Raw genomic sequence first — 13,759 nt, forward strand, 5'->3', positions numbered from 1 at the left:
CGCGCCAGCACGGGGGTCCGGGCCGGAGGATTTACTTGATTGTTCAAGCATTGCGCGACACGCTTGGGGCGTCCAATACCGATTGCATCTGCGACCATACCCTGGAGGTCTGATGGAGCTTCGTCACCTGCGCTACTTCAAGGTCCTGGCTGAAACCCTGAATTTCACCAAGGCTGCGCAGCTGCTGCACATCGCCCAGCCGCCGCTGAGCCGGCAGATCATCCAGCTCGAAGAGCAGCTCGGCACCCAGCTGGTGCTGCGCGACCGCCCGCTGCGCCTGACCGAGGCCGGGCACTATTTCCATAAACAGGTGTGCGTGCTGCTCGAGCAGCTGGAGGGCATCAGCGACAACACCCGGCGCATCGGCCAAGGGCAACGGCGCTGGCTGGGCATCGGCTTCGCCCCCTCGACGCTTTACGGCGCCCTGCCCGACCTGATCCGCAGCCTGCGCGGCGACAGCGAGCTGGAACTGGGGCTGCGGGAAATGACCACCCTGGAGCAGATCGAGGCGCTCAAGAGCGGGCGCATCGACATCGCCTTCGGACGTTTGCAGGTGGAGGACTCGGCCATCGTCCAGCGCGTGCTGAGCCAGGATCGCCTGGTCGCCGCGCTGCCCAGCGGCCACCCGCTGGCCGGACAGCCGCTGCGCCTGGAGCAACTGGGCAGCGAGCCGTTCGTGCTGTATCCGGCGCAACCCCGGCCGAGCTATGCCGATCATGTGCTGGGGCTGTTCGCCGCCCAGGGCATCAGCCTCAAGGTCAGCCAGTGGGCCAACGAAATGCAGACTGCCATCGGCCTGGTCGCCGCGGGGCTGGGCGTGACCCTGGTGCCGGCCTCGGTGCAGCAGCAGCACCGCACCGACGTCGACTACGCCGAACTGCTCGACGACAGCGCGGTGAGCCCCATCGTCATCAGTGTGCGCAGCGGTGATGTCAGCCCGCTGGTGCAACGCTGCATCACCTGGCTGGCGCAGTCGGCTCAGTAGCTGTAGCTGACCGACATGATCGCGGTACGGTCGTTGCCCAGTGCCACCGCCTGGCGCAGGCCGCCGGCGTAGTACTGGCGGTCGAACAGGTTGTTGACGTTCAGCGCCGCGCGCCAGTGTTCGGCGCCATAGGCCACGCCAACGTTGGCCACGGCATAGCCTGGCAGGTAATAGCCGCTGGTGTAGCGCTCGCTCATGGCGTTGAGCCCGCCATTGACTTCCCAGCCGCGTGGGCTGCCGTTGAAGCGGTAGCGGGCGAACACATTGGCGGTGTGGCGCGGCACGTTGTTCAGACGATCACCGACGCTGATGGCGGTGGCTGCGGTCTGCCCGCCATCGTCGGTGACCGTGGCCCAGGTGTAGGCGTAGCCGGCGTTGACGCTGAGGCGGTCGGAAATGTCGGCGGTCAGGTCGATCTCCGCGCCCTGGCTGCGCTGCTCGCCGATGGCGATCTGTGAGCCGTTGTTGCGCGGGTCCTGCTGCAGCACGTTCTGCCGGCGCAGGTCGAACAGCGCCATGCTGAGCAAAGTGCGCCCCGGCACCAGGTCGAATTTCACCCCTGCTTCCCACTGCTCGCCCTCTTCGGGCTTGAAGGTATTGCCGTCGAAGTCCATGCCGGTGTTGGGGTAGAACGAGGTGGCATAGCTCAGGTAGGGCCGCACGTTGGGCAGCAGTTCATACATCACCGCCACGGCGCCGGTGGTCTTGTCGGCCGGGCTTGCGTTGCGCGCGCCGGTGAGCTTGTCGGTGCCGTAGGTATCGCTGATGTCATGGCGCAGGCCGGCGGTGACCAGCCAGCGGTCGGTGATGCGGTAGTTGTCGCGCACGTAGGCGCCGATCATGCGCACGGTGCTGTCCTGCCATTCACGCGGGGTGTCCGGGCAGTTGATGCTGGCGCCGTACACCGGCTGGTAGACATCCAGAGCCGCCACTCGACAGGCGTAATGCCGGGTGCTTTCCCGCGAGCGCAGGTAGTCGACACCCACCGTCAGGTCGTGACTGCCGTAGGGGGTGTCGAACAGGTGCTGGAGGTTGTTGTCCAGGCTCAGGGTATCGCCATCGAAATGCTGCTGTTGCGCACTGCGGGCCAGGGTGCGGTTGTCGGCACCCATGTTGCCGCTGGAGATCAACTGGCCATCGAGGCGGAAGGTCTGCCAGCGCAGGTTCTGGTTGAAGGTCCAGTCGTTGCCGAAACGGTGAGTGAGGCTGTAGCCGACGCGGTTGGCGACACCGTGGTAAGGGTCTTGCCCCGGCTCGCCGGTGAAGCGATGACGGGGAATGTCGCCGTTGGGGTTGGCGTTGATCGAGCCAGACAACGGCAGGCCCTGCTGGCGGGTATATTGGCGGTCCTGATGGCTGGCGAGCAGGGTCAGGTCGGTGTCCGGGCCCAGGTCCAGGCTCAGCGACGGCGCGAGATAGTTGTTGCGAAAGCCGACATGGTTGGTGGCGTCGTTGCTGTCCGAAAGCAAGCCGTTGACCCGCAGCGCCGCCTTGCCGTTTTCCGACAACGGCGTGCCGACATCGAAGGTGCCCTGGCGAAAATCATCGGTGCCGTAGCTCAGGCCGACGGTGGCGAACGGATCGGCCTTGGGCCGCTTGCTGACCATGTTGACCACGCCACCGGGCATGACCAAGCCGTATTCCATCGAGGCCGGGCCCTTGAGCACTTCGACCTGCTCGAGGCCGAAGATCTGCTCGGCCACCCGGTTCGAGGCGCTGGTGCGCAGGCCGTCGAGGAACAGCGAATCGGAAGCGACCTGGCCGCGGATGATCAGGTCGTCCCAGCCGCGTCGGCCATACTGCCCGGCGGTCACCCCGGGAACGTTGCCGAGCACGTCGGCCAGGCTCTGCGACTGCTGGCTGTCCATCACCGCCCGTGACACCACCTTGACGCTGCGGGGCGTTTCGGCGAGCGGCAGGTTGCTCTTGCCGACCTGCGGCGGCGCGCCGCTAAAGGTTTCGCTGTCGCTACTGGCGTCGCTCACGCCCTCGATGGTGCTGCTGGGCAATACCAGCGAGCCCGCGGCCTGGGGGTCATCGGAAACAGGCGGCGTGGCCGCCCAGGAAATACTCGCCGTTGTCGCTAACGCCACGCACAGGGCGGGCGACACCAAACCATTGCGGGCTTTGCTGACAGCCTTCATGAATGTCCCAATCGTTCGTTGCCTGCCCTTGGCAGGCGGGTTCACGCCACGCCCAGCGAATGGGCGGCGCACCGGTTTTTCAAACGGCGCGACAATACAGCGGCAGCGTAATCAATACAAACGATTTGCATTTGCTAAGGCATTGACAGCTCACACCACTTGGAAACCGTTCGCCAGCGGATCGCGCTCGTCGACGAAGATCGTGTTCAGCCCGGTCACCTGTGCCCAGCCGCTAACGCTGGGCACGATACCTGGGTACTCACCCACCCGACACGCAGACTCGACCACGCCCAGATACGTAGTGCCGATCAGGCTTTCACTGCGGTACGCCTCACCGACCTTGAGCCGGCCCTTGCCGTACAACTGAGCCAGCCGCGCCGAGGTGCCGGTGCCACCGGGCGAGCGGTCCAGCGCGCTGTCACCGTAGAACACCACCCCACGCCCGTCAGCCTGCGGATCGCGCGGCGCATCGCACCAGATCACATGGTGCACACCGCGAATGTCGGCGTGCTCGGGATGCTGCGGGTCGCACAGCGGCGCCAGCGCGGTGCGCAACTGGCGACTGTGCTCGACGATCTGCGCTGCCGATAGGCCATCAAGGCCAGCCCAATTCGGCTGCGGCTCGACCACGGCGTAAAAGTTGCCACCATAGGCAATGTCGACCCGCAGGCTGCCCAGGCCTGGCACCTGCACCTCGAGGTCGGCCTGGTGCAGGTAGCTCGGCACGTTGATCAGGCGCACCGCGCTGACCTTGCCCGCCTCCAGGGTGTAGGCGACCTCGACCTTGCCGGCCGGCGTTTCGATGGCCAGCCGCCCAGGCGTGCGCGGGCTGACCAAGCCATGCTCGATGACCACCGTGCTCAAGCCGATGGTGCCGGCGCCGCACATCGGCAGGCAGCCGCTGACTTCGATGAACAACACCGCGAAATCGCAGTCGTCACGCACGCTGGGGTAGATCATCGCCCCGGACATCACATCGTGACCACGCGGCTCGAACATCAGCGCCCGGCGCATCCAGTCGTGATCGCGCACGAACAGCGCGCGGCGCTCGGCCATGCCCACGTGGGGCAGCAGCGGTGCCCCGCCGGCAACCACTCGAACCGGATTGCCACAGGCGTGTGCGTCGATGCAGAAGAATGTCTTGTTCATGCCCGGCTCCCTAGGATTGTTGGATCGGTTTGCGTTGCAACAAGCCCCGCGACAGGCGATCGAGCAACAAGGCCACCGCCACGATGGCCAGCCCCGCGCGCAGGCCCAGGCCCATTTCCATACGCGTCAGACCGCGCGTCACCTCGGCACCCAGACCGCCGGCACCGACCAGACCCGCCAGCACGACCATCGCCAGTGACAGCAGGATGCATTGGTTGAGGCCAACCAGCAGCGTTGGCACGGCCGCGGGAATTTCGATCTTCAGCAGAATCACCCGAGGCGTAGCGCCCAAGGCCTGGCCCAGCTCCAGCAGGTTGCGCGGTACCTGGCGGAACGCCAGGGTGGTCAGGCGCATCATCGGCGCGACGCCGTAGATGACCGTTGCCATGATCGCCGGCACCTTGCCGAGGCTGAAGATCATCACCGCCGGAATCAGGTAGACCCACGGGGGTACGGTTTGCATGATGTTCAGCACCGGGCTGGACATCTGCTCGAAGCGCTTGACCCGTGCGGCGAGAATGCCCAGCGGGAAAGCGATCAGCACCGACAGCAGCACCGACACCGACACCAGCGCGAGGGTCTGCATCGACGCCGTCCAGAGTCCCGACAGCCAGCAGAAACCGAGCATCGCCGCCGCCAGCACCGCGGTCCGCAGATTGATCAGCAACAGTGCAAGAAGCGTCACCAGGGCAATCACGCCCCAGCCCGGCAAGGCCAGCAGCACCGTTTCGAAGGCGCCCAGCACGGTGTCGACCACGCGGCTGATGAACGCGAACAGCGGGTGGAAATTGGCATTGAGCCAGTCGATCGCAGGTGCCAGCCAGGCGCCAGGAGAAACGCGCATTTCAGTGGGATTCATGCTGAGCCTCGCGCTGCGAAGGGGTGGCGTTCTGCGCCAGTCGGTCGAGGATCAGCGTCAGAATGACGATCGCCAGGGCGGCATCGATCGAACGCGCGATGTCCAGCGTGCGAATGGCGCCATAGATGGCTTCACCCAGGCCGCCAGAACCAACGATACCGGCGATCACCACCATGCCGAAGGCCATCATCAGGCTCTGGTTTATGCCCGTCATGATGCTCGGCATGGCGAACGGCAGGCGGATCTTGAAGAACAACTGCGCAGGGCTGGTGCCGCTGGCCTCACCCAGTTCGATGAACGAGCGTGGGGTCATGCGAATACCCAGTGCGGTGAGCCGCAGCACGGGCGGGATGGCGACGATGAACGTTGCCACCAGCGCTGTGGCCGAGCCGTAACCGAGCAGGGCAATGGCCGGTAGCAGGTAGATGTAGGGCGGCAGGGTCTGCAACAGGTCGAGCACAGGCTGTACGACCCCATCGAGTTTTGGCCAGAGCCCGCCGAGCACACCGCAGGGAATGCCCACCAGCAGCGCCAGCGTGGTTGCGGCAAGCACCAGCGCCAGGGTGCTCATGGTTTCGCTCCACAAGCCGATGTAGGCGCACACCAAGAGGCCCGTGATGGTCAGCAGCGCCGAGCGCCAGTGCCCGGACAGCCGCCAGGCCAGGGCGCCGATGAGCACGGCGACGACATAGAACGGCGCCAGGTTCAGCAACCAGTTCAGTGCCTGGACCAGACCCGTGAGCACCTCGTTGATGAAGTCGAACACGTGTGCGCTGCTGTCGGTGAGCCATTCCAGGCCCGCGTCCACCGCTGCATCGAAGTCGCTGGGAAAGGTGCTCGGATTCATGCCTGCACCTCAGGCGCGACCACCGCTGCGCCCTCCTCCGACTCGCTGCCCTGCACGCCACGCAGCAGGTCGGTCGGCGTGACCACGCCCACAGGCTGGCCACCCTCGACGATCAGCAGCGCCTCGGCTCCCGACTGAATCAGCAGGTTGATCAACTCGTCGAGGTCGGCCTGCGGCCCTGCCACTGGCAGCGCTGCAAGGTCGATGTGGGGATGGCGGGCAGCCCATTGGGCGTGTTGCGACATCACCGAGTGCGCCCTGACCAGATGCAGGCGCGAGATTCCCGCAACGAAGTCCGCGACATAGGCGTCGGCTGGCTTGAGCACGATGTCCTCGGCGCTGCCGACCTGGATGATCACCCCGTCCTTCATGATCGCGATACGATCGCCGAGACGAATGGCCTCTTCCAGGTCATGGGTGATGAACACCGCTGACTTGCCAAGGGACTTGGTCAGGCCGCGGAATTCATCCTGCAGTTGCCGGCGAATCAGCGGGTCGAGGGCGCTGAACGGTTCATCCATGAGGATGATCTCGGGGTCGCAGGTCAGCACCCGGGCCAGGCCGACACGTTGCTGCATGCCACCGGAGAGCTCGCCGGGAAAACGCGTGGCCCAGTCGCTCAGCCCGACCTTTTCCAGTGACTGCTGCGCTGCGGCGTGCCGTTCGTGCTTGCTCACACCCTGCACTTCCAGGCCAAAGGCGACGTTCTCCAGCACCGAGCGATGCGGCAGCAGCGCGACGCTCTGGAACACCATGCCGATATGCTGCGAACGTACCTTGCGCAGCGCCGCGCCATCGAGCGTGGCAAGATCCTGGCCCTTGACCAGCACCTGTCCGGCGCTGGGCACGATCAATTTGTTGAGCAGGCGTATCAGCGTCGACTTACCGCTGCCGGACAGGCCCATGATGCAGAAGATTTCGCCCCGTTTGACCTCCAGGCTGACATCGGAAACGCCGATGACACAGCCGTGGTCGTGCAATATCTGTTTCTTCGAAACACCCCGATCACGACTGGCCTCGATGGCTTCGTCCACGTGTTTGCCAAAGACTTTCCACACACCACGGCAACTGACCAGCACTTCATCAGCGCAAGCAACTGAACTATTCATCTCACACCCGTCGACCTAAAAAACTCTGGTTTTATTGTTTGAATCAGTACGGCAGTGTTGTTGCTAGCTCGTAACTTGGCGGCTGCGCCAATGGGCACAGCCGCACTGCAGATCAAGGCTTCTTGATGTTTTCCCAGCGTTTGATCAGTTCGGCGTTGCGGCCGGTCCAGTCGGCAACGGCCTGGTCCATGGTCTTGCCGTCCTTGACTTCGCCGTTGATGGCGGTGATATCGCTGAGCGGGACGTAAACGCCGGCCAGCACTTCACGCGCATGCGGGTTCTTTTCCGAGAAGCCCTTCTGGCCGATCCAGTAGTAGCCTTGTGGCGGCGGGAACACCCCCTTCGGGTCCTTGAGGAACTTGAGGTCGTATTTCTGCGTCATCCACGACGGTTCCCAGATGGTGACCGCCACCCACTCCTTGCGGTCGATCGCCGACTTCAGCGCTGCGGTCATGGCGGCGGAGCTGCCTTCGAGCAGGTTGAGCTTGATGCCGTACTCGCTGACTGCCTTGGCCGCATCGCTCATCAGCCCCGAACCTGGCTCGATGCCGATGATCTTGTTGTTGAACTTGGCCGCCTGATCGTTGAGTTGCTCGAGCGAGTCGATGTCGACGTACTTAGGCACGGCGATGCCCTGGTACAGGCCGTGGGAAACCGGCGAGAGTTTTTCCAGACGGTTCTTGTTGCGGTTCCAGTAGTCCTGGGCCACGTAATCGATCTGCGAGGCGAGTATCTGGATGTCGCCTTTGCTCAGCGCGGCGTAGGTGATGCCCCATTCCGAGAACGAAGTGACCTTGACCGTGTAGCCGGAGTCTTCCAGGACTTTCTTGGTGATACCGGTGATGGGCGTGAGGTCCTCCCACGACAACGTGCCCATCTGGATGACTTTTTCTTCTGCCTGAACGTTGAATACCGCTGCGCCCACCATCGCCAGCGCACAGAGCGCCTTCTTCATGTAATGCATTGGCTCGTACCTTTTTTTGTGGAGTTATCAGTGCCGCCCCTGAGCTGTTGGGCGCCATGCCGCAGGGTTGCCCGCCGGTGGTGAAGCCGTGGCGCCTGGGGCGAGACTCGCATGGCCGAAAATGCGGGTCAATACTCATTGAATTCAGTATGTATACATAAAGAATTCATAGTTTCAGGGCGCAAAGCGTTACTGCGCCTGAGCTGCAGGCGATTAGCTATGGGGTCGGTCAAGGAAATATGCGTCGCTATCGGGCAGGGTTTTGTCGTCAATGGAACAGCGTTACGGCTGAACATGCGTGTTAGCGCTGGCCTTGCAGGGGTGCTCGGTGAGCAGGCACCGGGCCCTGGCAAACGCGTCGTTGCAGGTCTGGGACCGGTGGCGCGATGGGCTCGGAAGGACGGATTGTTTCGCTGCACCATCGCGGTACACTACGGCCCACACATTCCTCGATGAAAGTCTGTAGACCTGTTGTCTACCTGGATTTCATAGTCATTAGGCAACGGTAGACCCCATCCATGCCCAGCAAGAAATCCCCCGCAGCGGCGCCCACCGAGACCGGCACGGCCATTCCCATCGACCGCAAGGTGGTGCTGGGCGATGCCCTGCGCCGGCGCATCCTGAGCATGGAGCTGGCACCGGGCGCGGTGGTCGACGAAATTGCCCTGGGCAACGAGTTCGGCCTGTCGCGGCCACCGGTGCGCGAGCTGCTTCGCCAGGTCGCCGCCGAAGGCTACATCGAGCTTGAAACCAACCGCGCACCGCGGGTGGCGGCGATGAACCACGACTCGCTGCGCAGTTTCTTCCTCGCCGCGCCGCTGATCTACATCGCCACCACGCAACTGGCCGCGCTACATGCCAGCCCCAGCGAAATCGAACAGCTCAAGCGCATCCAGGCGCAGTTTCGCCAGGCCATCGAAGACAAGGACGTGGAGAACCGCGTCATCCACAACGATGCCTTCCACCTGGAAATCGGCAAGATGGCGCACAACGACTACCTCATGCCGAGCCTGCGCCGCCTGCTCATCGACCACGCCCGACTGGGACGTATCTTCTATCGCCACCCCACCACCGACGACATGCAGCGCGACCTGGAGCTGGCCTGCGACCAGCACGACCAGATGATCGCCGCCATCGAGCGGCGCGACCCCCAGGGCGCCACCGAAATCGTCCAGGCGCACTGGGAACTGTCGCGCCGGCGCATGGCCGAGTACACCGCGCCCAGCGGCGTCGAGGTGGCGCTGGCGTACTGAGCTGCCGCGCAGGCCCGGCGCTCAGTGCAGGTGAGTGTTGACCTGGGTGGGAAATGCGCGGTCCTGGCGCGGCGTGCAGGCGAACCGCGCGCTGTAGCGCCGGGCCAGATACGAGGCCGACTCGAAGCCGCAGGCAAGACTCACCTCGGTGATGCTCAGTTCGGTCTGGCGTAGCAACTGACGGGCCTTGTCCAGGCGCAGGTCGAGGTAGAAACGTTTCGGTGTACTGCTCAGGTGCAGACGAAACAGCCGTTCCAGTTGCCGCGCGGTGATCGACACCATGCTCGCCAGCGCCTCGGTGCTCAGTGGATGCTCCATGCGCTCGTTCATCAGCCGAATCACGTTGACCAGCTTCTTGTTGCTGGTGCCATAGCGGCCGACGATGTGCGTACGCTGGGGAAACTGCGCCAGTCTCACCGAGCCCATCACCAGTTGTTCGGACACCCGCACCGCCAGTTGCGAGCCATGCTGCAGGCTGATCAGGTGCAGCATCATGTCGAGGGTCGCGGCGCCGCCGGCACAGCTGATGCGATCGCGGTCGATCTCGAACGATTCCAGGCTGGTGGGAATGCCCGGAAACGACTCGCGAAATGCCTCCAGCGCTTCCCAGTGCACGGTCACCTTGTAACCGTTGAGCACCCCGGCGCGGGCCAGCGGAAACACCCCGGTATCCACCGCGCCCAGCGCCACCCGCGCCGCGGCCAGCTGGCGCAGCCAGGCTTGCAGCGCGTCGCTGTAGCAGGCAAGCGGCTCGTAGCCGGCCACCACGATCACCATGCAGTCGAGCGGCACCGGCCCCAGGGCCTGGTCGGCAGCGATGCTCATGCCGCTGCACGACTGCACCGCTGCGCCATCGAGGCTGAGGATGCGCCAACGGTAGTAGTCTGGCTGAAAGCGGTTGGCGATGCGCAGCACTTCCACCGCGTTGACGAAGGCCGAGGGCGGAAAGCCCGGCAACAGCAGGAAGCGGAAATCCCGTGGCATAACACCCTCCATGACCCGCCCAGCGCCCGGCTCGCTGATGGCAAGTGGCAAGTAAAGAAGTCGGAAAAGTACCTGAATACGTCGGAAAAGTCCGCTCCTTGCTACGCCCACTGCCGTAGCTTTGCATCCACCAGCAGGCAGTGACGCCTGCCCGACCGGCTTATGGATTTCATCACGTGCGCAGGATGACAAGAGCATGAAGACACCCCGATTCCCATCATCGACGTCAGCCCGTTCGCTGGGCCGCTGGCTACTGCTGGGCGCCCTCGCCGCCACGCCGCTGGCCTCGCTTCAGGCGGCCGAGGCCGAGAGCTGCAAGACCGTGCGCATGGGCCTGGTGAGCTGGACCGACGTGATCGCCACCAGCGCCATCGCCAAGCACTTGCTCGAAGAGCTCGGCTACGAGGTCAAGCAAACCACCGCCTCGCAGCAGATCATCATGGCCGGCATCCGTGACAAGCGCCTGGATATCTACCTGGGTTACTGGCAGCCGTTGATGACCCCAGTGGTGCAGCCGTTCCTCGACGCAGGCCAGGCCACCCAGCTGCCGCAACCGAGCCTGCGCGATGCACGCACCACCCTGGCGGTGCCGACCTACCTGTACGACAAGGGCCTGAAGAGCTTCAGCGACATCGCCCGTTTCCAGAAGAGCCTGGGCGGCAAGATCTACGGGCTGGAGGCGGGTGTCGGCTCCAACCAGATCATCAAGCAGATGATCGCCGACGATAAGTTCGGGCTGAAGGATTTCCGCCTGATCGAATCGGGTGAGATCGGCATCGTCTCGACCCTCAAGCGCGCCGTGGCGCGCAAGGACGACGTGGTGTTCTTCGGCTGGACCCCGCACCCGATGAACGTCAACTTCGATATCTCGTTCCTCAGCGGCAGCGACGACGTGTTCGCCCCCAACGACGGCAAGGCCACCGTCAGCACCCTGACCGCGCCCGACTACAAGGCGCAGTGCCCGAACGTTCAGCGCCTGCTGGAAAACCTCACCTTCACCGCCGAGGAAGAGAGCGAAATGATGATCCCCATCATGGACCGCGCCCCGGCCGAGCAGGTGGCCGCGCAGTGGCTGGCCAAGCATCCGCAGCGCCGCGACACCTGGCTGCAAGGGGTGACCCGCGTCGACGGCACGCCGCTGCGCTAGTCGCCCGGGCCGCCGCGGCGGCTCCCCCCTGTTGATGCAACTGCGCCCCGCCGCCGCTTGCGTGCACTGGCACGCAACGCCTGCGCGTGGCCCCGACACGAGAACGAGCGCATGAACCCTGCACCGCACCTCCCCGCTGCGCTGGCCGACGGCGCGCGCCTGATCGGCCCGTGGGTGGGCATCCCCGACCCCACGGTGGTCGAGCTGATGGCCGCCCTGGACAACGACTTCCTGCTGCTCGACGGTGAACACACGCCGATTCCGCCCACCGCCCTGCGCGGCCTGCTGCCGTGTGCCGAGCGCTATCACAAGCCGGTGCTGTACCGCGTGCCCTCGCATGCCCCGGAGCACATCAAGCAGGCGCTGGATGCCGGCGTCGCCGGGCTGATGCTGCCGATGGTCGAGACCGCCGCACAGGCCGCCGCCATCGTCGACGCCAGCCGTTACGCCCCGCTCGGTACCCGCGGCATCGGCCCGTGGCGCGCGTCGGGCTACTACCAGCACTTCACCGACTACCTGCAACAGGCCAATGCCCGCACGCTGCTGATCGTGCAAATCGAAAGCCGCCTGGGCCTGGACAACCTCGAGGCGATTGCCGCGGTGCCCAGCATCGATGTGCTCTACGTCGGCCCTAGCGACCTGGCGCAGTCGTTAGGCCTGGCGCCAGGGCCCTTTCGCCCGGCGCTGCTGGCGGCCTTGCAGCGGGTCTGCGCCGTGGGCCGGGCGGCCGGCAAGACGCTGGGCATCGATGTGCCTTCGGCGGCCGAGCTGCCGGCACTGCAAGCCATGGGCTTTAGCCTGTTCACCCTCGGTTCGGACATCGGCTTCATCACCCAGGCTGGCCAGGCACAGGCCCGCCAACTGGCCGAACTGCCATCAGGAGCACCCTGCCCATGAACCTCTGCGAACGCATCAAAGCCATCGTCGGCGCCAACGGCTGGATCGACGCCGCCGAGCTGCGCCAGCGGCCGGTGGACTTCTGGAACGCCACACCGACCCTGGCCCTGGGCCTGGCGCGCCCGGCCAGCACCGAGGCGCTGTCGGCGCTGTTGGCGCTGTGCAACGAGGCGCGCCAGCCGCTGATCATCGAAGGCGGACGTACCAACCTGGTCAGCGCCACCCTGGGCGATGCGCAGACGCTGCTGGTGTCGCTGGAACGCCTCAACGCCATTGGCAGGCCTGATGCCGGCGCCATGACCCTGGAGGTCGGTGCCGGGGCGGTCCTGGAGCACGTGCAACAAGTGTGCGCGGCGGCCGACCTGCGCCTGGGGCTGGACTTCGGCGCCCGTGGCAGCGCCAGCATCGGCGGCGCGTTGTCGACCAACGCCGGAGGCTTTCAGGCACTGCGCTACGGGGTAGCCCGCGACCAGGTGCTGGGCCTGGAATGCGTGCTGGCCGACGGCACCGTGCTCAGCCACCTGAGCAGCTACGCCAAGGACAACACCGGCTACGACCTCAAGCACCTGTTCATCGGTTCGGAAGGCACCTTGGGGGTGATCACCAAGGCGGTGCTCAAGCTGCAGCCCAAGCCCACCTCCTGCAACACCGCCCTGCTCGCCTTCGCCAGCTTCGAACAGGTCATCGCCACCCTGACTGCCCTGCGCCGCTCGCTCAACGGTACGCTGTCAGCGTTCGAGTTGATGTGGCAGGAGTTTTTTCAGTTCAACGTCGACGCGTTACTGCAAGGCCGCGCGCCGCTGGACGCCAGCTATCCGTACTACGCGCTGTGCGAGGTCGAAGGGTTCACCGGCGAGCACGACGGCGAGCACTTCCAGACCCTGATCAGCGACCTGTTCGACAGCGGCAGTGTGGTCGATGCGGTGATCGCCAATTCCGAGCGCCAGCGCGCCGAGCTGTGGCGCATTCGTGAAGAATTCGAAGATGAAATTCAGCTGTTCAGCACGCTGATCGATTTCGACGTGTCGCTGCCGCTACCGCGCATCGAGCACTTCGCCGATCAGGTGCGTGAAGCCTTGGCCCTGCAGTTTCCGGAAAACCTCGGCCTGCACGTGCTGGCGCATTTGGGCGATGGCAACGTGCACGTCACCACAGGCCTGCCGAGCGCGGCGCGCAAGGACGACCTCAAGCGCTGCGTGTACCGCATCATCGCCGAGCTTGGTGGCTCGATTTCCGCCGAGCACGGCATCGGCCTGGCCAAGAAAGCCTACCTGCACTACTCGCGCAGCCCAGGCGAACTGGCGCTGATGCGCACCCTCAAGGGGGCGCTGGACCCGCACAACATTCTCAATCCGGGCAAGGTGATCGAAAGCCGTTGACGGCCTTGGCCGCAGGCAAGCGTGCGCGATGTGCAGCCGCGC

The 13,759-nt window shown here is 64.9% G+C and carries 12 protein-coding genes; 5 read left to right on the plus strand and 7 right to left on the minus strand.

The window, feature by feature from the left end:
• Window positions 1-112 precede the first annotated feature (112 nt).
• Window positions 113-985: a LysR family transcriptional regulator gene (locus H618_RS0118500; RefSeq protein ID WP_028696509.1), complete on the plus strand. Its 873-nt coding sequence runs from the start codon at window positions 113-115 to the stop codon at window positions 983-985.
• Here the strand turns inward: H618_RS0118500 and H618_RS0118505 are convergent.
• The 6 genes from H618_RS0118505 to H618_RS0118530 form a co-directional block, all read right to left on the minus strand.
• The gene (locus H618_RS0118505; protein WP_050577352.1) at window positions 979-3,129 is read right to left on the minus strand and encodes a TonB-dependent siderophore receptor; all 2,151 of its coding nucleotides are present in this window, start codon (window positions 3,127-3,129) and stop codon (window positions 979-981) included. The two genes, H618_RS0118500 and H618_RS0118505, sit on opposite strands and share 7 nt — an antisense overlap.
• A gap of 150 nt (window positions 3,130-3,279) precedes the next feature.
• Complete coding sequence (locus H618_RS0118510) at window positions 3,280-4,278, minus strand: 4-hydroxyproline epimerase (protein WP_028696481.1); 999 nt, start codon at window positions 4,276-4,278, stop codon at window positions 3,280-3,282.
• A gap of 10 nt (window positions 4,279-4,288) precedes the next feature.
• The gene (locus H618_RS0118515; RefSeq protein ID WP_028696482.1) at window positions 4,289-5,137 is read right to left on the minus strand and encodes an ABC transporter permease; all 849 of its coding nucleotides are present in this window, start codon (window positions 5,135-5,137) and stop codon (window positions 4,289-4,291) included.
• Window positions 5,124-5,984, minus strand: coding sequence for an ABC transporter permease (locus H618_RS0118520; protein WP_028696483.1), 861 nt, complete (start codon window positions 5,982-5,984; stop codon window positions 5,124-5,126). Before H618_RS0118520 ends, H618_RS0118515 begins: the two co-directional genes overlap by 14 nt.
• Window positions 5,981-7,093 (minus strand): quaternary amine ABC transporter ATP-binding protein, encoded by a 1,113-nt coding sequence (locus H618_RS0118525; RefSeq protein WP_028696484.1) that lies wholly within the window; start codon window positions 7,091-7,093, stop codon window positions 5,981-5,983. Before H618_RS0118525 ends, H618_RS0118520 begins: the two co-directional genes overlap by 4 nt.
• A 112-nt stretch (window positions 7,094-7,205) precedes the next feature.
• Window positions 7,206-8,057, minus strand: coding sequence for a glycine betaine ABC transporter substrate-binding protein (locus H618_RS0118530; RefSeq protein ID WP_028696485.1), 852 nt, complete (start codon window positions 8,055-8,057; stop codon window positions 7,206-7,208).
• Window positions 8,058-8,575: 518 nt separating this feature from the next.
• On the opposite strand from H618_RS0118530, the gene H618_RS0118535 reads away from it, so the two are divergent.
• On the plus strand, window positions 8,576-9,310 hold the full coding sequence (locus H618_RS0118535) for a GntR family transcriptional regulator (protein ID WP_028696486.1): 735 nt from the start codon (window positions 8,576-8,578) through the stop codon (window positions 9,308-9,310).
• Window positions 9,311-9,331: 21 nt separating this feature from the next.
• Here the strand turns inward: H618_RS0118535 and H618_RS0118540 are convergent, their stop codons facing one another.
• Window positions 9,332-10,294, minus strand: coding sequence for a GlxA family transcriptional regulator (locus tag H618_RS0118540; protein ID WP_028696487.1), 963 nt, complete (start codon window positions 10,292-10,294; stop codon window positions 9,332-9,334).
• A gap of 196 nt (window positions 10,295-10,490) precedes the next feature.
• On the opposite strand from H618_RS0118540, the gene choX reads away from it, so the two are divergent.
• From choX to H618_RS0118555, 3 genes are all read left to right on the plus strand, one after another.
• Window positions 10,491-11,441 (plus strand): choline ABC transporter substrate-binding protein, encoded by a 951-nt coding sequence (gene choX, locus H618_RS0118545; RefSeq protein ID WP_050577353.1) that lies wholly within the window; start codon window positions 10,491-10,493, stop codon window positions 11,439-11,441.
• A 111-nt stretch (window positions 11,442-11,552) separates the two neighbouring features.
• Entirely contained in the window at window positions 11,553-12,338 is a 786-nt protein-coding gene (locus H618_RS21890) for an HpcH/HpaI aldolase family protein (protein ID WP_050577354.1), read from the plus strand.
• On the plus strand, window positions 12,335-13,717 hold the full coding sequence (locus tag H618_RS0118555; protein ID WP_033727788.1) for an FAD-binding oxidoreductase: 1,383 nt from the start codon (window positions 12,335-12,337) through the stop codon (window positions 13,715-13,717). The genes H618_RS21890 and H618_RS0118555 overlap by 4 nt, the downstream gene beginning before the upstream one ends.
• Window positions 13,718-13,759 lie beyond the last annotated feature (42 nt).

The organism is Pseudomonas cremoricolorata DSM 17059 = NBRC 16634, assembly GCF_000425745.1.
GTDB lineage: Bacteria > Pseudomonadota > Gammaproteobacteria > Pseudomonadales > Pseudomonadaceae > Aquipseudomonas > Aquipseudomonas cremoricolorata.